Annotated in this window: 20 protein-coding genes; 7 read left to right on the top strand and 13 right to left on the bottom strand. The window is 74.9% G+C overall.

Features of this window, described 5'->3' with window-relative positions; genetic code table 11:
* The first annotated feature begins 307 nt into the window (after positions 1-307).
* Complete coding sequence (locus ACWDYF_RS21210; protein ID WP_389464674.1) at positions 308-1,321, top strand: zinc-binding dehydrogenase; 1,014 nt, start codon at positions 308-310, stop codon at positions 1,319-1,321.
* Here ACWDYF_RS21210 and ACWDYF_RS21215 read toward each other — a convergent pair.
* Entirely contained in the window at positions 1,305-1,580 is a 276-nt protein-coding gene (locus ACWDYF_RS21215) for a hypothetical protein (RefSeq protein WP_389464672.1), read from the bottom strand. The genes ACWDYF_RS21210 and ACWDYF_RS21215 overlap by 17 nt on opposite strands.
* A 114-nt stretch (positions 1,581-1,694) precedes the next feature.
* The gene (locus tag ACWDYF_RS21220) at positions 1,695-3,281 is read right to left on the bottom strand and encodes a hypothetical protein (RefSeq protein ID WP_389464671.1); all 1,587 of its coding nucleotides are present in this window, start codon (positions 3,279-3,281) and stop codon (positions 1,695-1,697) included.
* A gap of 289 nt (positions 3,282-3,570) precedes the next feature.
* Here ACWDYF_RS21220 and ACWDYF_RS21225 point away from each other — a divergent pair, with 289 nt between their 5' ends.
* The 3 genes from ACWDYF_RS21225 to ACWDYF_RS21235 all read left to right on the top strand — a co-directional run bounded on the left by ACWDYF_RS21225 (position 3,571) and on the right by ACWDYF_RS21235 (position 7,635).
* Positions 3,571-5,331 carry an FUSC family protein gene (locus ACWDYF_RS21225; RefSeq protein ID WP_389464669.1) on the top strand — a complete coding sequence of 587 codons (1,761 nt, stop codon included), beginning with the start codon at positions 3,571-3,573 and terminating at the stop codon, positions 5,329-5,331.
* A complete protein-coding gene (locus tag ACWDYF_RS21230; protein WP_234029394.1) occupies positions 5,328-6,242 on the top strand; it encodes a LysR family transcriptional regulator in 915 nt (304 codons plus the stop codon). Before ACWDYF_RS21225 ends, ACWDYF_RS21230 begins: the two co-directional genes overlap by 4 nt.
* Positions 6,243-6,462: 220 nt before the next feature.
* Positions 6,463-7,635 carry a PP2C family protein-serine/threonine phosphatase gene (locus ACWDYF_RS21235; RefSeq protein WP_234029395.1) on the top strand — a complete coding sequence of 391 codons (1,173 nt, stop codon included), beginning with the start codon at positions 6,463-6,465 and terminating at the stop codon, positions 7,633-7,635.
* A gap of 246 nt (positions 7,636-7,881) precedes the next feature.
* Here the strand turns inward: ACWDYF_RS21235 and ACWDYF_RS21240 are convergent, their stop codons facing one another.
* Both ACWDYF_RS21240 and ACWDYF_RS21245 read right to left on the bottom strand, forming a co-directional pair.
* Entirely contained in the window at positions 7,882-8,382 is a 501-nt protein-coding gene (locus ACWDYF_RS21240) for an SRPBCC family protein (protein WP_389464667.1), read from the bottom strand.
* 68 nt (positions 8,383-8,450) lie between these two features.
* Complete coding sequence (locus ACWDYF_RS21245; RefSeq protein ID WP_234029396.1) at positions 8,451-9,596, bottom strand: NAD(+)/NADH kinase; 1,146 nt, start codon at positions 9,594-9,596, stop codon at positions 8,451-8,453.
* Positions 9,597-9,768: 172 nt separating this feature from the next.
* Between ACWDYF_RS21245 and ACWDYF_RS21250 the strand changes: the two genes are divergently transcribed.
* Positions 9,769-11,004 carry a chitinase gene (locus ACWDYF_RS21250; protein ID WP_381744287.1) on the top strand — a complete coding sequence of 412 codons (1,236 nt, stop codon included), beginning with the start codon at positions 9,769-9,771 and terminating at the stop codon, positions 11,002-11,004.
* A gap of 121 nt (positions 11,005-11,125) precedes the next feature.
* Here ACWDYF_RS21250 and ACWDYF_RS21255 read toward each other — a convergent pair whose 3' ends face one another.
* Genes ACWDYF_RS21255 through ACWDYF_RS21275 form a run of 5 tightly spaced genes read right to left on the bottom strand, consistent with a single transcriptional unit; the run spans position 11,126 to position 18,232 of the window.
* On the bottom strand, positions 11,126-11,458 hold the full coding sequence (locus tag ACWDYF_RS21255; protein ID WP_037890360.1) for a cupin domain-containing protein: 333 nt from the start codon (positions 11,456-11,458) through the stop codon (positions 11,126-11,128).
* A 36-nt stretch (positions 11,459-11,494) separates the two neighbouring features.
* A complete protein-coding gene (gene narI, locus ACWDYF_RS21260; protein WP_389464664.1) occupies positions 11,495-12,238 on the bottom strand; it encodes a respiratory nitrate reductase subunit gamma in 744 nt (247 codons plus the stop codon).
* Complete coding sequence (gene narJ, locus ACWDYF_RS21265; protein ID WP_389464662.1) at positions 12,235-12,945, bottom strand: nitrate reductase molybdenum cofactor assembly chaperone; 711 nt, start codon at positions 12,943-12,945, stop codon at positions 12,235-12,237. The genes narI and narJ overlap by 4 nt, the downstream gene beginning before the upstream one ends.
* Positions 12,942-14,573 carry a nitrate reductase subunit beta gene (narH, locus tag ACWDYF_RS21270; protein WP_389464660.1) on the bottom strand — a complete coding sequence of 544 codons (1,632 nt, stop codon included), beginning with the start codon at positions 14,571-14,573 and terminating at the stop codon, positions 12,942-12,944. Before narH ends, narJ begins: the two co-directional genes overlap by 4 nt.
* Positions 14,570-18,232: a nitrate reductase subunit alpha gene (locus tag ACWDYF_RS21275; protein WP_389465110.1), complete on the bottom strand. Its 3,663-nt coding sequence runs from the start codon at positions 18,230-18,232 to the stop codon at positions 14,570-14,572. Before ACWDYF_RS21275 ends, narH begins: the two co-directional genes overlap by 4 nt.
* 253 nt (positions 18,233-18,485) lie before the next feature.
* Between ACWDYF_RS21275 and ACWDYF_RS21280 the strand changes: the two genes are divergently transcribed.
* The gene (locus tag ACWDYF_RS21280) at positions 18,486-19,784 is read left to right on the top strand and encodes a PP2C family protein-serine/threonine phosphatase (RefSeq protein WP_389464658.1); all 1,299 of its coding nucleotides are present in this window, start codon (positions 18,486-18,488) and stop codon (positions 19,782-19,784) included.
* A gap of 19 nt (positions 19,785-19,803) precedes the next feature.
* Here the strand turns inward: ACWDYF_RS21280 and ACWDYF_RS21285 are convergent, their stop codons facing one another.
* The gene (locus ACWDYF_RS21285; protein ID WP_381744282.1) at positions 19,804-20,841 is read right to left on the bottom strand and encodes a YihY/virulence factor BrkB family protein; all 1,038 of its coding nucleotides are present in this window, start codon (positions 20,839-20,841) and stop codon (positions 19,804-19,806) included.
* 107 nt (positions 20,842-20,948) lie between these two features.
* A complete protein-coding gene (locus ACWDYF_RS21290) occupies positions 20,949-21,422 on the bottom strand; it encodes an MSMEG_6728 family protein (RefSeq protein ID WP_381744281.1) in 474 nt (157 codons plus the stop codon).
* An 80-nt stretch (positions 21,423-21,502) separates the two neighbouring features.
* Here ACWDYF_RS21290 and ACWDYF_RS21295 point away from each other — a divergent pair, with 80 nt between their 5' ends.
* A complete protein-coding gene (locus ACWDYF_RS21295; protein WP_389464655.1) occupies positions 21,503-21,889 on the top strand; it encodes a transglycosylase family protein in 387 nt (128 codons plus the stop codon).
* Between the two features lie 42 nt (positions 21,890-21,931).
* On the opposite strand, the gene ACWDYF_RS21300 is transcribed toward ACWDYF_RS21295, so the two are convergent.
* Both ACWDYF_RS21300 and ACWDYF_RS21305 read right to left on the bottom strand, forming a co-directional pair.
* The gene (locus tag ACWDYF_RS21300) at positions 21,932-22,813 is read right to left on the bottom strand and encodes a diacylglycerol kinase family protein (protein WP_381744280.1); all 882 of its coding nucleotides are present in this window, start codon (positions 22,811-22,813) and stop codon (positions 21,932-21,934) included.
* Between the two features lie 80 nt (positions 22,814-22,893).
* Entirely contained in the window at positions 22,894-24,522 is a 1,629-nt protein-coding gene (locus tag ACWDYF_RS21305; RefSeq protein ID WP_389464652.1) for an FAD-binding oxidoreductase, read from the bottom strand.
* Between the last annotated feature and the right edge of the window lie 97 nt (positions 24,523-24,619).

A 24,619-nucleotide genomic window follows, 5' to 3' on the forward strand; every position in this document is an offset into this window, starting at 1 on the left:
GCAGGCCTTGCACCTGCATCTCCCCGCGGGAAGCGGGGTGTCTTTCCTTGGACCACCAACGCGGGGCCGGACGCCGGGAGTTCGGCGGCCCGCTCGCTTCCCACCGTAGCCGGGCCGCACGGCGGGCGCCCGGTGGGGGCCGGTCGGTGTCACCCGGACGCGCGGACGTCCCAGCTCACCGCCCGGCCGGGGCCGCCGGGCCGGGCGGTGCGGTGTCGTCGCGGGCACGGGAGCGACGTACGGTGCGAGGCAGGGCCGCCCGCCGCACGGGCGCGGGCCGCCGCCACCGCATCGAGGAGGTCACCGCATGGACCGGATGCTCGCCGCCCGCCTGCACGTGCCGAGCCGCACCCTGCGGATGGAGGAGGTGCCCCGGCCCCGGCCCGCCGCGGGCGAGGTGCTGGTGAAGGTGGAGGCGGCGGGGGTGTGCCTGTCCGACGTGCATCTGATCGACGGCACCCTCACGCCCGCGCTGCTGCCGGGCGACACCGTCACCCTCGGCCACGAGGTGGCCGGGACCGTCCACGAGGTCGGCGAGGGCGTCACCCGCTGGTCGCCGGGGCAGCGGGTGGTGCTGTACGCCGGTGAGAACCGCGACGGCGCCACCTGGACGCGCGGTGTCGACTACGACGGCGGCTGGGCGCAGTACGCGCTGTCCTCCGCGGACGCGCTGACCGCGCTGCCGGACACCATCCCCTTCGAACAGGGCGCGATCATCCCCGACGCGGTGTCGACGCCCTGGGGTGCCGTCACCGGCACCGGGGCGGTGCGGCCCGCCGAGGCGGTCGGCGTGTGGGGCGCGGGCGGCCTCGGCGTGCACGCGGTGCAGTTGCTGCGCGCGGTCGGCGCCTGCCCGGTGATCGCCGTCGACCCGAGTCCCGTCGCCCGCGAACGCGCCCTCGCCGCCGGGGCCGACCTGGCGCTGGATCCGGCCGGCCCCGGGCTGGGCGCACAGGTGCGCGCGGCCACCGGCGGGGCGGGCCTCGCGGCGGCCTTCGACTTCGCCGGGGTCCCGGCCGTCCGCGAGCAGGCGCTGTCCGTCCTCGCGCCCCGGGGACGGCTCGTCCTGGTCGGGCTCACCGACCGGCCGCTCAGTGTCACCGACGGCACCCGGTTCAGCTATCTCCAGCAGCAGATCCTCGGCCACTACGGTTCCGACATGGCGGTGGCCCTGCCGCAGCTGCTGCGGCTGGTCCAGGGCGGCCGGCTGGACTTCTCGGCGTCGGTGAGCGGGGTGCTGCCGCTGGCCGAGGCCGGGCGCGCGGTCGAGATGCTGGCGAAGAAGGAGGGCGACCCGGTGCGGCTCATCCTGCGCCCCTGACCGTCGGCCCGGCGGGAGCACGGCCGGTCAGCGGTGGCAGGACCCGGGTCAGGGCGTGCGCGCCGGACGCGTTGCGCAGGGCGGGGGCCAGGTCGCGGGCGGCGTCCGGGGCGGTCGGTGCGGCGCCCGGGTCGCCGGGCGCCGCCGCGTTGCCCTCGGCCGCGGGCGCGGGCAGGACCGGGCCCAGCAGGAGCCCGCCGCCCAGCGCCAGGACCGCCACCACTTGCCGCCCGCCGATGCGTCCGACGTGACCGGACAAACGCCACCTCCCTGAGTGTGCCGGGCGGTGCGCCCGGCACAGGGAGGCTGGCAGAGACGGGAGCACCGCGCCCGGGTCTCGGGACCGGCTCCCCCGGACGGAGGACACAGCAGGTCAGGAGAGTGCGCCCAGCCCCTTCTTGGTGTAGGCGCACTCGGTGTAGATGTACCCGGACCGCAGCTGGGCCGTGTCGGACGCGGGCGACGCGATGCTGCCGCCGCGCGGCTTGTGCAGGAAGTACGTCGTGCCGGGCGGCAGCGAGATCGTGCGCTGGGGGTAGTCCTTGCCGCTGTCGCTGCACGGGTGGAAGCCGCCCAGCGCCAGGGTGGCGCCGAAGCTGTAGGCGGAGCAGCTGCCGCAGGCCCTCACGGTGACGCTGCCGGTGACCGGGCCGGTGTACAGGACCTCGATGTCGTCCGGGCTGTCGTTCTTGATGGTGACCTGGATGCTGCCGCCCGAGTCCGTCGTCGGCAGCTTCTTGCCGGCGGCGGGGACCGTCTGCGCTATCTCCGCCGCGATGGCGATCTTCTGCGCGCGGGCCCGGTTCGCGTCGTGCGGGTGGTCGCGGACGAACTTGTTCATGCTGGTCAGGGCGGAGTCGAAGGAACCGGTCCGGTACTGGTGCACACCGCAGGGGTAGGTGCCCGAGGCGACGCCCCGGTCGGCACGGTCGGCTTCCTTGTCCAGGGTGGCGGCCTGGGCCGGGGCGGTGCTCACGACCGTGCGGATCTGCGCGCCGAGGCCGCTCAGACGGCTGACGGCGGCGCACGGGTCGCCGCCGCCGACGTCCTTGGCCGCCCTGTCCACGGCGGACTTGACGGCGAGCTCGGCCTTGGCGGCCTGCGCCGACCCGGAGAAGGTGGTGAGCAGTTCGCCGAAGTGCCCCGTCCAACCGGTCTGTCCACCGCTCAGCTCGTTCGCCCCGCAGCCGTACAGGGAGTCGGCCAGCCTGCTGTCCGGCCAGGTGGCCAGGGTGCCCAGGTCCTGCTCGCGCATGCTCCGCGGGACCGTGCGCAGGAACTCCAGCGGGGTGATGGCCTCGCAGTACTTCCGCTGCGGGTAGGCGGCGGCGACGGTGCGGTAGTAGACGGCCATCCGGTCCGGGAGGCGGTGCGCCGCCCGGGAGCCGGGGTGCCGGTGCCCGAGGTCGGCGTAGGCGGCCAGCGCGTCGCGGAATCCGGGCTGCGCGGTGACGAAGGGCTGGTCCGCGCGGGCCTTGACGAGGTCGTCGGCGTGCTGGAGCCGGTCCAGGAGCATCTGCTCGGTGGCCTCGTCGCGGGCGCTGCCGTACAGCACGCCGCCGCCGGCCGGCACGGCCAGCAGCACCAGGCCGAGGAGGGCGGCCACGGGCGCGCTGCCGGGCCAGGACAGCCGGGAGCGCAGGCCCGCCACGGCGCCGTGCGCGGCGGCGGCTCCCAGGACCACGGCGTAGCCGGCGAGGACGCCCGCCGGGACGCCGTCCGGGTCGGCCGGGAGCGCGACGACGAGCAGCACCGCGGTCGCGGCCCAGCACACCGCCGCCCACACCCAGCGGCGCAGCAGCGCGTAGCCGAGGCCGAGGCCGGTGAGGTTGAGCAGGGCGACGGCGAGCGCGCGCACGGCGTCGGGCGCGACCGGCGGTGCGGGCGGTGGGCCCGGCGGTCTCGGCGGCATCGGTGGCACCACGAATCCGTCGGCCGGTCCCGGAACGTCCCCGGACATGTCGACTCCCCCCTGTCACGCCTGTCACGATCGGTTCCCGCAGCTCGGCGGTGTGCCAGTGTACGGGCTAACTCGCTTGCCCCGACACCGAGTTGGGATCCCCGCCACCGCTTCCCGCCACCCTGCGGCGGCCCGCCCGCACGCGGACGCGGCCGGAGTGCGGCGCCCTCCGGCCCACCCATGCGCCCGGTGCATGATTTCGTGGAACTTCAGGCATTGGACGCATGTGTCCGTCCTGATCGACCCTGGGAGGGATCCACCGCACCCGTACCGAGGAGCCGACCGGTCCATGAAGGCGCCGTACCGCCTGCCGCTGACCCCGCTGCCGCTCGCCGCGGCGGCCCGGGGTGCCGTCGCGCTCGCCGTGCCGCTGCTGTTGGGGGTGGTGACCGGGCAGGTGGCCCTCGCGGTGCTCGCGGGGATCGGCGCCCTGTGGGGGGTCGGCCAGGACGGTGACGACCCCTACCGGCAGCGGGTGCTGCGGCTGGGCTGCACGGGCGGCTGCGCCGCCCTCGGCCTGCTCGCCGGGGAGCTCGCGCTGCGCTCCGGGCGTCCGGGCGCGGTGACCTGCTGCCTGGTCGCCGCTGCCCTGGTCGCCGGTGCCGTCAGCCTGCGCGGGCGGCTCGCCTCGGTGGCCGGTCTGCATCTGCTGCTCGGGGTGACCGTGGGCGGCGGGATCCCGGTTCCGGGGCCCTGGTGGCAGGCGCCCCTGGCCCTGCTCTGCGGCGTCGCCCTGGTCGCCCTGCTGTCCGCCACGCCGTGGCTGTGGCGGCGCCACGCCATCGAGCGGGCGGCCGTCCGCGCCGTGTACCGGGCCGCGTCCGGGGCCCTGGCGGCGGCGGGCGGCCCGGACGCCGAAGCCGCGCGGCGGCGGCTCACCGCCGCCCTCGACCACGCGCACCGGGTGCTGGACCGCCATCTGACCGGCCGTGAGCGCCCCGGGAGGGGGCCGGACGCCCTGCGCACGGCCTTCCACACGGCCGTGCGGCTGGGCGAGGTGACCTCGGCCCTGGTGTGGGAGGGGCGCGAGCTGCCCCGGTGCGTGAGCCGGGTGCCGCTGCTGATGGCGGCCAGGCTGCTGCCGGAGCCGGGCCGCGGCGCCGCTGCCGCGACCGCCGCCGCCGGGCCTGCGGGGTCCGCGCACCCGGAGGGCGTGCCCTGCGCCGGGAGCGACTCGCCCGCGCTGCGCGCGCTCACCGCGCTGTACACCTCCTGCGGTCCGGACCGCCCGCGGGACGCCACCGCGCGGCTCCCCGCGTACCTCTGGCACGGGCGGGCGGCCCAGGTCCGCTACGCCGTGCTGCTCGCGGGCTGTGTGCTCGCCGCCCAGCTGTGCGCGGTGCTGCTGCACGGCCCGCGCGGCTACTGGCTGCCGATGACGGTCGCCTTCGTCTACAAGCCCGACTTCGGTCCGGTGTTCCGCCGCGCCCTGCACCGCTGCGCCGGGACGGTCGCCGGGGTGGCCGCCATCGGCGCGGTGACCCTGCTGACGACCGGGACGTACGCCCTGATCGGCGCCGTGGCGGCGTTCGCCGCGGTCATGGCCGTCGGAGTGCGCCACCACTACGCGCTCGCCACGACCGGTCTGACGGCGATCGTGTTCGTCCTCGTCGACCTGCTGGGCGACCACCGGGAGCTGTCCTGGGCGCGCATCCTCGACACGGCGCTGGCCGCGGCCATCGTGCTGGCCGCGCACTTCGCGCTGTGGCCGGACTCGGCGCGGGGCCGGGCCGCGGCCCGGACGCGGGCCGCCGTGTCCGCCGCCCACCGCTACCGGGACCTGCCGGCCGGTGCCCCGGCCGCCGAGCGGTACGCGCTGCGCCGCACCGCCTACCACCGGCTCGCCGAGGCCCGCCGGGCGGTCCTGGACGCGCGGCGGGAGCCGGGCCGGGCCGCTCGCGAGGTGCCCGGCCTCCTGGACGCGGAGGAGGCCATCGCCGCCGCCGAGCGGCTGTGCGACGCCGTCGGCGCACACCACGTGGGGTCCGCCCCGGACGCGTACGCGCCCGGCGCCGTCCGCTGCACCGCGGCGGGTGCGATGGGAGGATGAGCGCGATGGATCTCCAGGTGCTGCGTGCGTTCCGGGCGGTGGCCGAGGGTCTGACGGTGACCGAGGCCGCCGCCGACGCGCGCGTCACCCAGCCGGCGCTGTCGCGGGCGCTGCACCGGCTGGAGGAGGAGATCGGCGCGGAACTCCTCCAGCGGGTGGGCCGGGTGCTGCGGCCGACCCCGGCCGGGCGGGTGTTCAAGGAGTACGTCGACGCCGCCCTGGACGCCTACGACCGGGGGCGCCGGGCCGTGGCCGAGGTGGTCGACCCGGCGGCGGGCGTGGTGTCGCTGGCCTTTCTGCACACGCTGGGCACCTGGCTGGTGCCGCGGCTCGTCACCGGGTTCCGCGAGGAGTTCCCGCAGGCCCGCTTCGAGCTGCACCAGCACGAGGAGAACGGTCTGATCCAGCATCTGCTGGAGGCCACGGCGGATCTGGTCATCACCAGCGGGGACCCGGGGCACCCGCTGATCACCTGGCGGCGGCTGCTGGTCGAACCGCTCTGGCTCGCCGTTCCGCGCGGCCACCGGCTCGCCCGGCGCAGCCGGGTCCGGCTGGCCGAGGTCGCCCAGGAGCCCTTCATCCTCCTCAAGCCGGGCTACGGGCTGCGCAGCGTCACCGAGACCCTGTGCCGCCAGGCCGGATTCACCCCGCGCGTCGGCTTCGAGGGCGAGGAGGTGCACACCCTGCGCGGGCTGGTCGCGGCCGGGCTCGGGGTGTCCCTGATCCCGTCCTCGCCGGACGCGGCGGGGACCTCGGGCTTCCCGATCCGCTATCTGGAGATCACCGATGTGCACGGCGCGCGGGACATCGGCATCGCCCGGCTCACCGGCCGTACGCTGCCGCCGGTGGCACGGCGCTTCCTCGACCACGCGCTCCGCTCGGCGGCCGTCCCGGCCGCGGATCCGGGATGACGGCGCCGTGGCCCGGGGCCGGTGCCCGGCGCGATGAAATGCGCGCGGCGCCTTCTCGCAGCAGGCTGGTGGTCTGGTCGAGCCCGCCGGGAGTTCCAGTGAACAGGCCGCCTGAGTGCCGTTGCGCGGAGAGCCGCCCCGAGGCGCGGTGCGCCGTGGTGCGCCCGTGCGGTCCCGCCGCGCCCTCGCGGGCCCCGGCGCGGCGCGGCGGGGGCGAGCGGTGAGGCGCCCGTGCCGGCGGAGCGAGCAGGCCAGGGCGCGCGCGGCGCGCAGGAAGGCCGAACGGCCCCGGGTGCCCGCGCCGCCGCTGTGGCTGCGCTGGCTGCCGGTCGGGTATCTGGCGGCCGTGCTCGCCATCGAGCCGGTCACGCCGGTGGACTGGCCGGTGAGCTTCCTGCTGATCGCGCTGCCGCTGGTCGCCGCGTACGCCTACGGCCCGGCGGCGGTGGCCGCCGTCACCGTCTTCGCGATCGTGTTCGAGGGCGTGCTGGCGGGCACCCCGTGCTGCGCGGGCCGGTCCGTGGGCTATCTCTGGGACCGGCACTACGTGGCCAACTACGTCTGCACCACTCTGGTGGGCGTGCTCGGCACGATCCTCGCGGTGCACCGGATGCGCCGCGAGCGCACGCTGGCCACGGTGCGTTCGGTGGCGGAGACCGCGCAGCGGGTGTTACTGCGCCCGGTCCCCCGGCGGCTGGGCCAGGTCTCCGTGGAGACGCTCTATCTGTCCGCCGCGGCCGAGGCCCGTATCGGCGGCGATCTGTACGAGGCGGTGCCGACCGCGTTCGGGGTACGGCTGCTGGTCGGCGACGTACGGGGCAAGGGGCTGGTCGCCGTGGAGACGGCCGCGACCATGCTGGGCGCCTTCCGGGAGGCCGCCCACGACGAGCCGGACCTGCGGGGCGTGGCCCGCCGCATGGAGCGGAGCATGAGCCGCCATGCCGCGCAGCTGCCCGGGGGCGAGGCCGCGGAGCGGTTCGTGACGGCGGTGTTCGCGGAGATCCCGGAGCACGAGCCGGTCGTCCGCATCGTCAACTGCGGCCATCCGCCGCCGCTGATCATCAAGGAGGGCGGGGTCGCCGAGCTGCACGCCTCGGACCCCTCGCCGCCCATCAACCTCGGTGTGCTGATCGGCGACGGCTACCAGCTGGACGTCGAGCCGTTCCGGCCCGGGGACCAGTTGCTGCTGTACACCGACGGCGTCACCGAGACGCGCGATGCGGACGGCGTCTTCTATCCGCTGGCCGACCGTGTCGCGCCCTGGGTGGGCCTCGCGCCCCGGGAACTCCTCGACCGGCTGCACGAGGATCTGCTCGCCTACAGCGGCGGGCACCTCGACGACGACATCGCCGCGCTCGCCGCGTACCGGCTGCCCGGCGACAGCCGCCCCTGAGCGGCCGCCGTCGATTCCGACGGTGCCGAGGGTGGCGTCGAGGGCCCGGACGGTGGCGCGGAAGCCGGGCGCGAACCGTTCGGCCTGACGTCCGACCCCGTCGGCCGCGAACTCCTGTTCCCGGAGATCCCGGAGATCCCTGAGGTTCGGGCGGTCCGGGAGATCCCGGAGATCCCGGATGCCGGTGAGGCGTCCGGCCGAACAGCGCGAACGGCCATGGGGCGGCCCGCTCCGGTCGGCACGGCGTCAGGCACGGGCGTCGCCGTGCGCGCCGGGCTCTCCGGCCGGGTGCGGCGCGGCGCCCCGGGGGCGGTCGCCGCCCGCCTCGCACACCTTGGCGAGGCGGGCGAGCATGGCGCGGTGCCGGAGCTGGATCAGCGATTCGACGCCCCTGTTGTGCACGGCTCCGCCCGCGCCCCGGAGGGGGTGCTCGTCCACGATCACCAGGGTGTGCTCGCCCCAGGGCCGCACCTCGACGGCGATGCGGGCGGTGCCCAGGAAGCCCGCGTCGGCCTCCAGTTCGAGGAGCGTCCCCTCCTCGCGGTTGCGGACGGTCGTCCGGTTGGTGAGCCGCAGCGGTCCCAGCCGGACCTGGTACTCGATGGCGGAGCCGACCTGCGGCCAGCGGCCGCGCACCGGGGCGGACCGTGCCGTGCCCACCACCCAGTCGGCGTACCGGGTGCCGTCGGCGAGCACGGCCCACACGGCCTCGGGAGCGGTCCTGATCAGACGGTGACGTACGGCCACACGAGCCTCCGCGGTTCGCCGGGTCGCTGTCGGGGGTCGGTCGGCCGAGTGCCCCCCGGCCGTCCCGGTCAACCGTCCGCCGCCGGGCCGCCCGGCTGTGCGCGGCCGGTCGCGTCCGGGCCGGTCGCGGCGGTGTCCGGCCGGCCGTGCGGCTCCGCGCCGCCGGGTCCCGGGGGCAGCGCGAGGTGGGCGAGGTCGCCGGGCGGCGGGGTGGTCACCGGCCACAGCGGTGCCGGTGTCCCGTCGGCGACCGCGGCCGGTGCGTCGGTGAGGTTCATCCGGTCGCGCAGCCGTCCGTAGAAGTCCATCGGGCCCAGCCGTACGGCGCGCAGCCGGCGCGGGGCGGCGTAGACGCCGATCCAGTCCCCCGGGTCGAGCACGCCGCGCAGTTGCCCGTCGATGCTGACGGCGGCCTGCCCGGACCGTTCCAGCACGCGCAGCGCCACGGGTTCGTCGGGCGCGGCCACCACCGAGCGGTTGAACGCCATGTGCGGGGCGACGGGGGTGAAGACCAAGGCGTCCGCGCGCGGGGAGACGACCGGGCCGCCGGCGGCGAAGCTGTACGCCGTGGAGCCGGTGGGGGTGGCGACGAGCAGCGCGTCGGCGGAGTAGGAGGCCAGGAGCCGGCCGGCGATGTAGACGCCGACGGAGACCTGCCGGTCGCGGGCGAGTTTCTCCACGACGATGTCGTTGAGGGCTGTGACGTTCAGGGCGATGCCCCAGTCGCCGCCGGACTCGCAGTCGGTGCGCACCCGGGGCGGGGGCAGCATCGGGCGGCGGCCGTAGCGCATCAGCTCGCCGATGCCCGCGGGCACCCGCAGGCGGCGGGAGGCCCGCAGGGTGAGCAGCATGCGGCTCTCCACGGTGAGCCGCTCCTCGACGACGGCGTCCAGGGCGGTGCGGACGAAGGCGGCGGGGACCTCGGTGAGGAAGCCGACCCGGCCGAGGTCGACGCCGAGGACCAGGGCGTCGTGCTCGGCGGCGAGCCGGGCACCGCGCAGGAAGGTGCCGTCGCCGCCCAGGGTGACGATGAGGTCGGGGTCCCCGGCGGCCTCCACCTCCTCGTCGGCGTCGCGCCGTCCGCCGTCGTGCCAGACGTCGATGTCGGTGCACCGCACGGCGCGTTCGTCGCACCACGCGTGCACGGTCCGCTCGGCGGCCTGGGCCTCGGGGCGTCCGCTGTGCACGACCAGGCCGATGCGCTGCACTGTCACAGCTCGGCCGGGTTCCCGCGCGGCGGGCCGGGCAGCGGCGGATCCAGGTAAAGAAATCGTATGGTCCAGTCCAAAGAATCATTTGGTCCAGACCAATCCATTGACGTGCCCGCAACAGCCTCAGGAAGCTGGGGCGACTTCCCCACCCCCTCCCCTTCCCCCTGGAGGCACAGTGAGACGCCTTCGCGCATGTCTGGGCGCGACCGCCGCCGTCGGGCTCGCCGCCCTCGGCACCACCGCCCTCGTCGCGGGCAACGCCTCGGGCGCACCGAGCGCGCAGGACGCGCTGAGCAACCGCTGGTACGCCGCGGCCCCGTACCTCATGCCGCTGGACAACGATCCGCCGGACGCGGGCGCCATCATGGACGCCACCGGCCTCAAGGCGTTCCAGCTCGCCTTCGTCCTCGCCCCCAACGGCGGCGGCTGCTCCCCCACCTGGGACGGCACCGCCCCGGTCTCCTCGGACACCGCCGTCAAGTCGGTGATCGACTCCATCCGCGCCAAGGGCGGCGACGTCTCCGTCTCCATCGGCGGCTACGGCGGCACCAAGCTCGGCCAGGCCTGCTCGGACCCGGCGGCCACGGCGGCGGCCTACCAGCAGGTCATCACCAAGTACGGGCTGCACGCCATCGACTTCGACCTGGAGGAGCCGGAGTACGAGAACACGGCGGCCATCCACAACGAGATCGGCGCCGCCAAGATCCTCCAGCAGAACAACCCGGGCCTGTACGTCTCCGTCACCACGGCGGGCACGGCGGACGGCACCGGCTGGTTCGGCAAGCAGATGCTGCTGGAGGCGAAGTCGCAGGGGTTCACCCCGAACAACTTCTCCATCATGCCCTTCGACGGCGGCTTCAACGGCGCGGCCTCGCAGACCGCCGCGCTGACCAAGTTCAACCAGGTGCTCCAGTCCACGTTCGGCTGGGACGAGGCGACCGCCTACGCCCACGAGGGCTTCTCCGGCATGAACGGCCGCAGCGACACCGGGGAGATGTTCCCGCAGGCCGACTTCCAGACGGTGCTGGACTACGCGACCGGCCACCACATGGACCGCTTCACCTTCTGGTCGCTCAACCGCGACCGCCAGTGCTCGCCGCCCGACAACGGCGGCCGGACGTCCGGCACCTGCTCCAGCGTGCCGCAGAACTCCTGGGACTTCGCGAAGTACTCGGTGAAGTTCGCCGGGGCGACGCCTCCCACCACCCCGCCCACCACGCCGCCGACCACGCCGCCCACCTCGCCGCCGCCGGGCACCGGCTGCAAGACGGCCTGGAGCGCGACCACCGCCTACACCGGCGGCACCGAGGTCTCCTACAACCAGCACAACTGGAAGGCCAAGTGGTGGACGCAGAACGAGACGCCCGGGGCCTCCCAGTGGGGGGCGTGGCAGGACGAGGGCGCCTGCTGACGCTCTGACCCCCCGGCGACGGCCGGGCGTGGCGCGGAACTCCGCCGCCGCGCCCGGCCGTTCCTCGTGCTTGGCCGTTCCTCGTGCCCGGCCGTTCCGCGGGCGCGGTGCCGCGGGCGGCTCAGGCCGTCTTGGCGACCGTCAGCAGGACCGCCGCGTCCTCGGCCGCCTCCAGGCTGTGCCGGGCCGGGGGCACGATGAGCAGGTCGCCCGCCATGCCGTCCCAGGAGGCGTCGCCGCTGCGCAGCCGGACCCGGCCGCGCAGCACCAGCACGGTCGCCTCCCCCGGGTTCTCGTGCTCGGCCAGGACCGTACCGGCGCGCAGGGTGACCAGCGTCTGCCGCAGCACGTGCTCATGGCCGCCGTAGACGGTCTCCGCGCTGCGGCCGGTGGAGGACCGCGCCGCCCGTTCCAGGTGCTCGCGGGTGCGGGCGTCGAGGGAGATCTTCTGCATGGCGCTCCTGAGAACGGTGAGGGCGGCGGCGGGTGTTCAGTAGCGGACGCCGATACGGCGCCAGCGGCGGCCGCCGGTGCCCGGCTCCGCCGGACGGGTCGGGACACGGCGCCGGTAGAGGACGTAGGGACGCCACAGGTACCACAGCGGGATGCTCCAGGCGTGCACCAGCCGGGTGAAGGGCCACACCGCGAGGATCGCCCAGGCCGCGGTGGCGTGCACCCGGTAGACCAGCGGGGCGTGCGCGATGGCCGCGACGTCGGGGTCGCCCGCGAACAGCCCGCGGAACCACAGCGCCACGCTGCGCCGGTAGTCGTAGCCCGTGCCGAACAGGTTGATGCCCAGCGTCGGGACGACCCCGAGCACGATCACGACCGCCAGCAGCACCAGCGCCACCCAGTCGACCGGGCTGGTGGCGGCGCGCACCCGGGGCACGGTGGTGCGGCGCAGGGCGAGCACCGCGACTCCGGCGAGCACCGCGAGCGCGGCGACGGTGCCGCCGATCGAGGAGAACCAGCGGTAGACGTCCTCGGGGACGCCCAGCCACCGGGTGAAGGACTCCGGGACCAGGATGCCCAGCACATGTCCCGCCACGGCCGCGAAGGTCCCGTAGTGGAAGAGCGGGCCGCCCCACTTGAGCAGGCGGTGCTCCTGGAGCTGGGTGGAGCGGCTGGTCCAGCCGAACTGGTCGTAGCGCCAGCGCCAGACGTGGCCGACGACGAAGGTGACGAGGGCGAGGTAGGGCAGGATGACCCACCACCACAGGTCCCAGGAGTTCATCGGCTCTCTCCGGTCGGCGGGGGTGCGGGAGCGGGGTGCGGCGCGCGGGGTGCCGGAGAATGGCCTGCCGCGGCCAGGTACTCGGGCGGGGCGAAGGGCTCCAGGCCCACCTCCTCGCCGGGCGGGCCCTCCGCGGCCCGGCGCCGCCAGTCGGCCAGCGTACGGCGGCCCGGCCGGGGCAGCCGCCCGCACACCGCGTCCAGCACGGGCGTGTACGGGTCGCCGCGCTCGGCGAGCGCCCCGCGCAGCAGTTCGAGACCGGCCTGGCACTGGAGGAGGACGCGGTGGCCCGGCTCGGGCGCGAGGGCCGCGAACTCCAGCATCAGCGGCAGGAAGTCGGGCAGTTCCCCCTCGGGCGGGTCCTGCCCCGCCCGGCGGTAGGCGTGCTTGAGGGCCAGCAGCGCCATGCCCCGGGCGCGGGTGTCGCCGTGCCGGTAGTACGTCAGGTGCAGGCTGCGGCTGCGGGTGTGGTCGAAGGTGGCCACGTAGCGGGCGGCGGCCTCGGTCGGCTCCAGGGCGCGCAGATGCGCGACGACGGCGGCGAGCCGGGCCCGGTCGGCGGGGGCGGCGACGCCCGGCAGGACGGCAGAGATGTCGTCGAGGCGGGCGAGCACCGCCGGGTCCGGGTAGCGCAGCAGGACGCTCGCGAGGCGGTGCACGAGCGGGGTGCCGGCGGCGGCCCGGCGCCCGGCCAGTCGGGGGCTCATGGGGCGTCCGGGGTGCCGAAGAGCCCCGGCGCGGGGCCGTCGCCGTTCCAGCCGAGCAGGTTGAAGCGCACCTGTCCGTCGCTGTCGCGGAAGTGGCCGCCGCCGCCCGGCGCGGCGAGTCCGGGCAGCGCGGGCGGCGGCAGCGGGCCGAGCGGGTCGTCGTCCGCCGCCCGGTCGCCCACGCCGCCGGGCCGGTCGAGGGAACAGTGCTGGGCCATGAGCGCCCCGGAGTCCTCGGTGTGCGCCTTGGGCACGACATAGCGTTCGTCGTACTTGGCGACGGCGAGCAGCCGGTACAGGTCCTCCAGGTCGGCGGCGCTCGCGCCGGCCCGCTCCAGCAGCGCGGCGGAGGTGGGGTCGCCGAGCTGCCGGGCGCGCATGTGGGCGCGCAGTGCGGTCAGTTTGCGCAGTACGCCCTCGACGACGGCGGTGTCCCCGGCGGTGAAGAGGTTCGCCAGGTACTCGACGGGGATGCGCAGTTCGTCGATGGCGGCGAAGATCCGGTCGGGGTCGTCGTCGTGGTGGCCGGTGGTGTGCACGGCGTCGGCGACCGGCGAGAGCGGCGGGACGTACCAGACCATGGGCAGGGTGCGGTACTCCGGGTGCAGGGGCAGCGCCACCCGGTGCCGTTCGACCAGGTCGTACACCGGTGAGCGCCGGGCGGCCTCGATCCAGTCGGGCGGCACGCCGTCGCGTGCGGCGGCCTCCCGCACCCAGGGTTCGTCCGGGTCCAGGAAGACCGACAGCTGGGCCTCGTAGAGGTCCTTCTCGTCCGGCACGGAGGCGGCGTGCAGGACGGCGTCGGCGTCGTAGAGCAGGACGCCGAGGTGGCGCAGCCGGCCCACACAGGTCTCGGAGCAGATGGTGGGCTGCCCGGCCTCGATGCGCGGGTAGCAGAAGGTGCACTTCTCGGCCTTGCCGGTGCGGTGGTTGAAGTAGACCTTCTTGTACGGGCAGCCGGACACGCACATCCGCCAGCCGCGGCAGCGGTCCTCGTCGACCAGGACGATGCCGTCCTCCTCCCGCTTGTACATCGCGCCCGAGGGGCAGGAGGCGACGCAGGACGGGTTGAGGCAGTGCTCGCAGATGCGCGGCAGATAGAACATGAAGGTGTGCTCGAACTCAAGACGCACCCGTTCGCCCAGGTCCTTCAGGTTGGGGTCCGAGCGGGCGTGGTCCTGCGCCCCGGCGAGGTCGTCGTCCCAGTTGGGGCCGTGCACGGGCCGCATGTCGCGGCCGGTCAGCTGGGACTTGGGTCGGGCGCTGGTGAAGCGGTCGGAGAGCGGGGCGGTGGTCAGGCTGCGGTAGTCGTAGGTCCACGGCTCGTAGAAGTCGTCCAGCGCGGGCAGTTCGGGGTTGTAGAAGAGGGTGAGCAGCTTGCGCACCCGGCCGCCGGAGCGCAGCCGCAGCCTGCCGCGCCGGTTCAGGGTCCAGCCGCCCTTCCAGCGGTCCTGGTCCTCGTAGCGGCGCGGATAGCCGGTGCCCGGCTTGGTCTCCACGTTGTTGAACCAGACGTACTCGGTGCCCGGCCGGTTGGTCCAGGTCTGCTTGCACGTCACCGAACAGGTGTGGCAGCCGATGCACTTGTCGAGGTTCATCACCATCGCCACCTGGGCCATGACCTTCACCGGAAGTCGACCTCCTGTGCGCGGCGGCGGATGACGGTGAACTCGTCCCGCTGGTTGCCGGTGGGACCGATGTAGTTGAAGGCGTAGGTGAACTGCGCGTAGCCGCCGATCAGATGGGTGGGTTTGATCAGCAGCCGGGTCAGGGAGTTGTCGCCGCCGCCGAGCAGTCCGGAGGTCTCGGTGCGCGGGACGTTCAGATGGCGGTCCATGGTGTGGTGCATGTAGACGGTGCCCTCGGGCATGCGGTGGGTGACCACGGCGCGGCAGGCGACGACGCCGTTGCGGTTGTAGGACTCGATCCAGTCGTTGTCGGCGACGCCGATCTTCTCCGCGTCCAGGGGGCTCATCCAGATCACCGGCCCGCCGCGGAACAGGGTGAGCATGAGCAGGTTCTCCTGGTACTCGGAGTGGATGGACCACTTCGAGTGCGGGGTGAGGTAGCGGACCACGAGTTCGGGGTGGCCCGCCGGGTGTCTGCGCGGGTCGCCGAACTGGGCGAGCAGGTTCAGCGGGGGCCGGTAGACGGGCAGTTGCTCACCGAACTCGGCCATCCAGTCGTGGTCGAGGAAGAAGTGCTGACGTCCCGTCAGGGTGTGCCAGGGGGTGAGGCGTTCGACGTTGACGGTGAAGGGCGAGTAGCGGCGGCCGCCGGACTCGGTGCCGGACCACTCGGCGGAGGTGATGACGGCGCGGGGCTGGACGCGGGTGTCCTCGAAGGTGATGCGGTCACCGGAGCGCTCCTCGGCCAGGTCGGCGAGCGGCACGCCGGTCCTCTCCTCCAGGGCGCGCAGCGACTGCACGGCGACCCGGCCGTTGGTGGTGCCGGACAGCGCGAGCAGCGCCTCGCAGAACTGGTCGTCGCGGGCGATGGAGGGCCGCCCGTCGGCGACGCCGCCGCGCACGGTGCCGTTGCGCGAGCGCAGGTCGTCGATCTCCGGTCCGGGTTTCCAGGTGATGCCCTTGGTGGAGGTGCCGAGGGTGTCGAGCAGCGGCCCGACGGCGGCCATCTTCTCGGCGACCTTGGTGTAGTCGCGTTCGACGACGGTCAGCCGCGGCATGGTCCGGCCGGGCACGGGCTCGCACTCGCCGGCCCTCCAGTCGCGCACCCGTCCGTGCGGCTGGGCCAGTTCGTCGGGGGTGTCGTGGGCGAGCGGGGAGGCGATGACGTCCCGGCGCACGCCGAGGTGGGCGGCGGCGAGCCGGGAGAACTCGGCGGCCAGCGTGTGGAAGACGTCGAAGTCGCTGCGGGTCTCCCAGGGCGGTGCGATCGCCGGGTTGAAGGCGTGCACGAAGGGGTGCATGTCGGTGGAGGACAGGTCGTACTTCTCGTACCAGGTGGCGGCCGGGAGCACCACGTCGGAGAACAGGCAGGTGCTGGTCATCCGGAAGTCGACGGCCACCGACAGGTCGAGCTTGCCGACCGGTGCCTCCTCGCGCCAGGTGACCTCCTCGGGGCGCAGGCCGGGCGGTGTCTCGGCGGCCGTCACGGCGTCGTCGGTGCCGAGCAGGTGGCGCAGCATGTACTCGTGGCCCTTCATCGAGGACGCGAAGAGATTCGCGCGCCAGATGAGCAGGACACGGGGGAAGTTGGCCGGGTCGTCGGGGTCCTCGGCCGCGAACCGCAGCCGCCCCGACCTGAGTTCGTCCACGACGTGGTCGGCGACCTCCTTGCCGGCGCGTTCGGCCTCGTCGCACAGGTCGAGCGGGTTGCGGCCGAACGCCGGGTGGGAGGGCATCCAGCCCAGGCGGGCGGCGAGCGCGTTGCAGTCGGGCAGCGTCCGGCCGGCGAGCCGGCCCCGGCCGAGCGGGCTGGTGAGCAGGTCGGCGGAGAACGCCTCGTAGCGCCACTGGTCGGTGGCCAGCCAGAAGAGCGGGGTGCCCGCCATGTGCCGGGTGGGCCGCTGCCAGTCCAGGCCGAAGGCGAGGTGGGACCAGCCGGTGAGCGGGCGGACCTTCTCCTGGCCGACGTAGTGCGCCCAGCCGCCGCCGTTGACGCCCTGGCAGCCGGTGAGCAGCAGCAGGGAGAGGAAGGAGCGGTAGATCTGGTCGGAGTGGAACCAGTGGTTGGTGCCCGCGCCCATGGCGATCATGGACCGGCCGCCGGTGCGTTCGGCGTTGCGGGCGAACTCCCGGGCGATCCGGGCCGCCGCCCGCGCGGGCACCGAGGTGATCGCCTCCTGCCAGGCGGGGGTGCAGGGCACGCTCGCGTCGTCGTAGCCGGTGGGCCAGGTGCCGGGCAGCCCGGGGCGGCCCACCGCGTACTGGGCGAGGACCAGGTCGTAGACGGTGGTGACGAGGTGGCCGCCGACGCGGGCCGCGGGCACGCCGCGGCGCACGGTGTCCTGCGCCTGGCCCGGTCCCGCGTCGAAGCGCGGCAGGTCCACCGCCACCGCCTCGCCGTCCGGCCGCCCGTACAGCGACAGCAGCGGGTCGGTGCCCTCCAGGCGCAGGTTCCAGCGGGGGCCGTCCTCGGGAGCGGTCCAGCGGAAGCCGAGCGAGCCGTTGGGCACGGCGGGCTCACCGGTGCGGGCGTCCAGCAGCACGGTCTTGAACGCGGCGGCCTCCTCGCCCTCGCGGTCCGGCAGGTCGGCGGCGGTGAGGAACTTGTCCGGGACGTACACGCCCGGCATGCCCTCGCGTTCCCGCAGCCGCACCAGGAAGGGCAGGTCCGTGTAGGTCCTGGCGTACTCCATGAAGCGCGGCACCGGCCGGTCGCGGTGGAACTCGGTGAGGATGACATGGCCCATGGCCATGGCCAGCGCGCCGTCGGTGCCGGGCGCCGCCGCGAGCCATTCGTCGGCGAACTTGGTGTGGTCGCCGTAGTCCGGGGAGACCACGACCACCTTCTGGCCGCGGTAGCGGGCCTCGGTCATGAAGTGCGCGTCGGGGGTGCGGGTGATCGGCAGGTTGGTGCCCCACACGATCAGATAGCCGCAGTTCCACCAGTCGGCGGACTCCGGTACGTCCGTCTGGTCCCCGAAGACCTGCGGCGAGGCCATCGGCAGATCGGCGTACCAGTCGTAGAACGAGGAGATCGTCCCGCCGATCATCGACAGATAGCGGGTGCCCGCCGAGTACGAGGCCATGGACATCGCGGGGATCGGCGAGAAGCCGACGATGCGGTCGGGGCCGTACCGCTTGACCGTGTGCACCTGGGCGGCCGCCATCAGTTCGACGGCCTCCTGCCAGGTGCAGCGCACGAAACCGCCCTTGCCGCGGGCCCGCTTGTAGACCGCGGTACGCCCGGGGTCCGCGGTCAGCCACTCCCAGGCCGCCACCGGGTCGGCGGTGCGCGCCCTGGCCTCGCGCCACAGGTCCAGCAGCGGGCCGCGCACATAGGGATAGCGGATCCGGGTCGGCGAGTAGGTGTACCAGGAGAAGGCCGCCCCGCGCGGGCAGCCGCGCGGCTCGTACTCGGGCGAGTCGGGGCCCACGGACGGGTAGTCGGTGGCCTGGGTCTCCCAGGTGATGATCCCGTCCTTGACGAACACCCGCCAGGAGCAGGAGCCCGTGCAGTTCACCCCGTGGGTGGAGCGCACCTCCCGGTCGTGCCGCCAGCGCTCCCGGTAGAACTCGTCGGCCCCCCGGCCGCCGTCCCGGTACAGGACCCGCCGGTCGGGCGACTGCTCCCCGGGGAAGAAGTACTGCGCCGAGCGCATCAGACGTTCGAGGGCCTCACCCGAGCGGTCGGTGCCCACGCTCCTGCCTCTCTCGCGCCGGGATGCCGCCGGACGCGTCCCCGCGCATGTCGGTGTCCGGCCGTCGACCAGTCTTGATCGGGAGGTATCAGCCCACAAGCAGCCAATCGTGCGAATCATCGGAAAGCTTCCGCACGGGGGTCGGCGTAGGGTGATCGTGCCGGGGCACTGCGGGGGAAGGAACGGGCTCCGGCCCCTGGCGGGAGGTACCTGCATGTCCGACGACCCACGGCGGCCCGTCCCGGGCGCCGAGACGGCCGGACGGACGGCCCCCGCAGCCGAGGGAGCCGGCCGGCGCGGGCTGCACCGGCTGCTGGACGCCATGGTGGCCATGAGCGCCGAGGTGGACACCAGGACCCTGCTCCAGCACATCGTGGACGTCGCCGCCGATCTCGTCGGCGCCCGGTACGGCGCGCTCGGCGTGCTCGGCGAGGGCGGGGACTTCACCGATCTGATCACGGTGGGGGCGGACGCGGAGGCCGAACGGCTCAAGGCCGAGGCCGGACTGCCGCAGCGGCACGGGCTGCTGGGCAGCCTCGTCACCGACCGCAGGCCGCTGCGCGTGGACGATGTGCGCGCCGACCCGCGCTCGGTCGGCTTCCCGGCCGGGCACCCGCCGATGACCACGCTGCTCGGGGTGCCCCTGACGGTGCGCGGCACGGTGTACGGCAATCTGTACCTCGCCGACCGCAGGGACGGCCGCCCGTTCGGCGACGAGGACGAGGCCCTGCTGACCGCGCTGGCCAGCGCGGCGGGCGTCAGCATCGAGAACGCCCGGCTGTACCAGCGGCTGAAGCGGGCCACCGAGCAGTTCCAGCGCCGGATGCTGCCCGTGCTGCCCGATCTGGGGCCGCTGCGGGTGGCAGCGCGCTACGAGCCGGCGGCCGAGCCGCCCCGGCTCGGCGGGGACTGGTACGACGCCATGGTGCTGCCGGACGGCGCGGTCTTCGTCGTCGTCGGCGACGTCACCGGGCACGACGTGGAGGCGGCGCCGGTGATGGCACAGATCCGCAGCATGCTGCGCGCCCTGGCGTTCGACCGGTGCGGGCCGCCCGGCCTCGTCGTGGACGCGCTCGACCGGGCGCTCGCCCTGTACGGCGACGCGACCGCGGCCACCCTGGTGGCGGCCCGGATCGAGCAGGTGCCGGGCACCGGCTACTCCGTGTGCTGGACCAACGCCGGGCATCCGCCGCCGCTGCTGGTCACCGCCGAGGGCACGGTGTGCGTGCTGGCGCCCGAGCCGCACGGCATCCCGGTCGGGGTGGATCCCTCGCTGCCCCGCCCCGACCACCGCCGCGCGCTGCCCGCGGCGAGCACCCTGCTGCTGTTCACCGACGGTCTGATCGAGCGCCGCGGCCAGGACATCGACACCGGTCTGCGGGACCTGGCCGCGCACGCCGCCGCGCTGGCCGCGGCCCCGCCGCATGTGCTGTGCGAGGCGCTGGTGAGCCGGCGCGAGACGTACGACGACGATGTGGCCCTGCTGGCGCTGCGGGTCCCGGCCGCGCGGTGACCGCCGCCGGTGCCCGGTCTCAGCCGGGGCGGCCGGGGTCGTGGTCCCCCGGCTCGTGCGTGTCGCCGGGACGCGCGTGCGGGGGCGGGTCGAAGTGGACGGTGATCTTCTCGAAGCCCTTGAAGGACTCGGTCGTCGCGTAGGAGCGGTAGGCCCGCTGGTCGCCCGCGCTGAGGTGGACGCGGTCGGTGAAGGGGGTGAGCAGGCTCCGGGGCCACAGCCGCATGCACCGCACGGCGCCGATCTCCGCCGTGCCGAGGTACACCAGCGCCCCCAGGTAGATCCACGCCAGCAGACCGAGCACGATGCCGAACAGGCCGTACGTCGCCGTGGCGCCCTGGAGCACATGGTCGACGTAGTAGGTGCCGCCCCACAGCAGCGCCTGCCAGGCGCACGCGGCGCCCAGCGCCGGGCCGTACAGCACGCGCAGCGGCAGCCGTCTGCGGGTCAGCAGCCGGTAACTGGCGATCAGCAGCGCGGCGTTCAGCACGATGGCCAGGGCCTCGGCGGCGACCCGCACCCCGACGGCGAGCCGGGCGGCGAACAGACCGGCGGCCCACTCGGCGGTGGTGGACAGACCGGTGGTGACGCACAGTCCGAGGGCGAGCAGCGACAGGAACTTCAGGCCCTTCAGCCGGGAGCGGAACGGGTCGGGCCGGGCGTGCCGGGGCACCGCGAAGATCTTGTTCAGCGCGTGCTGGGCGGCCTGCGCGACGTTCAGCACCCCGTAGAGGCTGCCCGCCACACCCACCGCGACGGCGACCGCGTTGCCCTGGAAGGAGTGGATGTTGTGGACGAGCTGGTCCCCGATCACCGGGAACTCGCTCAGCGCCGAGTTGAGCACCGCGTGCTGGAGGTGGGGGCTGCTGCTGAGCACGGCGCTGAGCACCGCGACCAGGAAGAGCAGCAGCGGGAAGAGCGACAGGAAGCCGTAGTACGTCAGCAGCGCGGCCAGATAGGCCGCCTGGTCGTCGTAGAACTTGTAGACGACGGCCAGCGGCAGGCCCGCCCAGCGGTGCCGCCGCTGGTAGGAATCCACCCGGGCCAGCACTCCCATGCGTTCTCCCACACGGTCCGCCGTGGGTCCGCCGACGCGGGACACCACCTCTTCCGGGTGCCCTGGCCAGGGATTTCCATGCGGTGACCACGGGAGCGGTACGCGGGTCAGACGGCGGAGGGCCGGTCCGAGCCGGGCCACACGTACGGCAGGTCGTCGGGCACCCCGGGGAACAGCGGCGCGTAGTGGTCCGGGTCCTTGCGCACCAGCGCCGACCGGTGGCTGAGGTGCAGAGCCTCGTCGCCGAGCCAGGGCGGCAGTTCACCGGCGGCGGCCAGCTCGGACTGCTCTCGCACCCGCGCGCCGGGGCGGTGGGCGGCCAGGTCGGCGACGAGCGTGGCGGCGCAGCTGTCCTGGTGGCCGTAGCCGCGCCAGACGCGGCACACGTCCAGGCCGTAGCGGACCAGCGCCTCCTCGTACCCGGCCCACATGCGCACCGCCGGGTGTCTGCGCCAGCCGTAGCCGGGGACGGTCAGACCGCGCAGCACCTGGAGGGCCTCGACGCGCTGCTTGCCCAGTCTGCGGCGGTCGAGCACCCGCGCCGACTCGGTGAAGCCGGGGTAGGGCAGGAAGGTCTGCATGAGATCTCCGCGGGTCTCGGCGGGTGAACGGCGGCGCGTCGCTCCGTCACAGCGTGTTCATATGATGTGACAGTCTGCACATGATCTGGCAGCAGAACATCGACAGGGCCCCCGTCCGCCCGGACCGGGCCCCCGTTCGTCACTCACGTCGTCGCGGACTGCGCGGGGCACTGCTGGTCACGGTGACCACCGCCGCGCTGGCCGGCGGCCCCGCCGCGGCGGCCTCGCCCTTCGGCACCCGCACCGCCGACTGGGACTCCATCGCGGCGTGCGAGTCCGGCGGCGACTGGAACGCCAACACCGGCAACGGCTACTACGGCGGGCTCCAGTTCGCCCAGTCGAGCTGGATCGCGGCCGGCGGCCTCCAGTACGCGCCGCGCGCGGACCTGGCCACGCGCCGGGAGCAGATCGCGGTGGCCCGGCGGCTCGCCGCGCTCCAGGGCATGTCGGCCTGGGGCTGCTCCTGACGCGGCCGTCCGCGGTGCGCCGGGGGCGGTGCGGTCCGCCGGTCAGCAGAGCACGTCGAGCGCGCCCGGCAGGACGCGTGCCGTGACCGGGAGGACGGCGTCGACCTCGCCGTCGGCGCCGTAGGGGACGGCGCGGTCGGCCTCGACGCGGATCTCCCGGCCGCGCAGCACGCGCACCTCGGGCCGGTCCACGTGTCCCCCGGACTTCAGTTCGTTCATCAGGGTGAAGAACATGCGGCGCGGGGCGGCGCGGATCAGCACGACGTCGAGCAGGCCGTCGTCGACCCGCGCGCCCGGCGCGATCATCCGGCCCGAGCCGTAGTAGGCGGAGTTGGCGGCCACCACGGTGTACCCGCGGTGCAGGTGCTCCTCGCCGTCGACGGTGACCCGGTAGCTCGCGGCCCGCCAGGTGGCGACGGCCCGCAGTCCGCCCGCGTAGTAGGAGGCGGCGCCGCGCAGCAGCCGGGAGCGGTTGGCGTGCCGGTTGGCGAGCGCGTCGACGCCCGCGTACACGCTGCCGAGGACGACGGTGCGGGCGTGCACCGCCGACTCCACCTCGATGGTGTCGACCCGGCGCGGGGCGTTGTGGAGCAGCACGGCGGCGAGTCCGGCCGGGTCGGCGGGCAGGGCGAGCGCCCGCGCGAAGTCGTTGCCGCGGCCGGCCGGGACCAGGCCGAAGAGGGTCCCGGTGCCGCTGAGCGCCCCGCCGACCCCGCCCGCGATGCCGTCGCCGCCCACCGCGAGGACCACCCGGCCGCGCTCCCCGGCCCGCCGCGCCAGGTCCTGGGCGTGGGCGAGGCTGCGGCTGTACTCGGTCTCCAGACCGGCACCCGCCTCCCGGAGCAGCCTGCCCACCCGCAGCAGCGCGGCGGCACCGGCGGAACCGCCCGCGGTCGGGTTGACGACGGCGGTGAACTGACGCATCGGTGGGCCTCCGGCGAGGTGGGCGCGGACGGACGGGACGGACGGGACGGACGGCGGGGGCCGGTGCGCGGGTGACGGGGTCAGGCGCGGGGCGGGTCGAGGGGCGGGTCGAGGGGCAGCAGGACACCGGGGTTGAGCAGTCCGGCCGGGTCCAGCCGCTGTTTGACGGCGCGCAGGGCCCCGATGCCGAGCGGTCCGGCCTCCCTGACGTAGGCGTCGCGGTGGTCGGTGCCCACGCCGTGGTGGTGGCTGATGGTGCCGCCCGCGGCGAGGATCGCCTCGTTCGCGGCGCGCTTGGCGGGCGCCCAGTGCGCCACGGGGTCCTCGCCCTGGGCGCTGACCACGGTGAAATACAGCGAGGCGCCGTTCTCGTAGACGTGCGAGATGTGGCACATGACCAGCGGCGGGGTGCCCGCCCCGGTGAGCGTCCCGGTGAGCGCGTCGCGCACGGCGGCGTACAGCGCGGGGATCCGGGACCAGAAGGCGGCGGTCTCCAGCGTCTCGGCGAACGCGCCCACGTCCAGCAGCGCGTCGCGCAGATACGGGGCCGAGTACCGGCCGCGCGCCCAGCGCTCCCCCGGTTCCTCGCCGAGGGGTGTGCCGCCGCACGCGCGCAGCACGGCGGCGGCCCGCCCGGCGCGGTGGGCGACGTCCTCGGCGGTGCCCTCGTACCCGGCGACGGCCTGGCAGCCCGCGGACTCCTGCCCGAGCGAGGCCCCGATGGCGTCGGGCTGGGCCAGGCCGATCAGGGTCTCGGTCTCGTCGGACAGGCGCAGCACGGTCGGGCGGGGCCCGTCCTGGGCGAGCCTGCGCAGGGCGGCGGCGCCCGCGTCGAAGGAGGCGAACCGCCAGCCCTCGTAGCGGCGCACCTCGGGCAGCGGGCGCAGCCGCACCGTCACCGACGTGATGACGCCGAACGCGCCCTCGGAGCCGAGGACGAGCTGGCGCAGGTCGGGTCCGGCGGCCGAGCGCGGGGCGCGGCCCGTCTCCAGGGTCCCCTCGGGCGTGGCGAGGGTCAGCGCGAGCACCATCTCGTCGAAGCGGCCGTAGCCCGCGGACGCCTGGCCGCTGGAGCGGGCGGCGGCGAACCCGCCGAGGGTGGCCCATTCGTAGGACTGCGGGAAGTGGCCGAGGGTGAATCCGTGCGCGGCGAGCAGTTCCTCGGCCCGCGGGCCGCGCAGACCGGGCTGGAGGGTGGCGGTCCGCGAGACCGGGTCGAGGTCCAGCAGGCGGTTCATGCGGCGCAGGTCCAGCGCGACGAAGGGCCGGTCCCGCCCCCGGTGTTCGGGGGCCAGGCCGCCGACGACGGAGGTGCCGCCGCCGAACGGCACGAGCGCCAGGCCGTGCGCGGCGCAGGCCCGCAGCACGGCGAGCACCTCCTCGTGCCCGTCCGGGAGCACCACGGCCGCGGGCAGGTCGGTGAGGTCGCCGCCGCGGATGCGCAGCAGGTCGGGGGTGGACTTGCCGCGGGTGTGGCGGATCCGTGCCTCGGCGCCGGTGCGCACATGCGCCTCCCCGCCCACGGCGTCGGCCAGGGCGTGGCGGGCGGCGGCGGTCAGCGGGGAGGCGGGGACGCTCAGCTCGTCCGGGCCGGCCGGTGCGGGGGCGCCCGGCTCGACGCCGAGCAGGTCGCGCAGCAGGCCGGTCACGGGCTCGGGCAGCGGTGCGGCCTCGGCCGGGTCGCCCCAGCCGCTCCACAGCATGTCCATGGGTTGTTCCTCACCGGTCGGGTCGTCGGGGCGTGGGGGTGATGGCGCGTCAGGCGTGGGCGCGGGGCGGGGTTCGGCTCGGGGCGTTACACTGTTA

It is taken from the genome of Streptomyces sp. NPDC003284 (assembly GCF_053589675.1).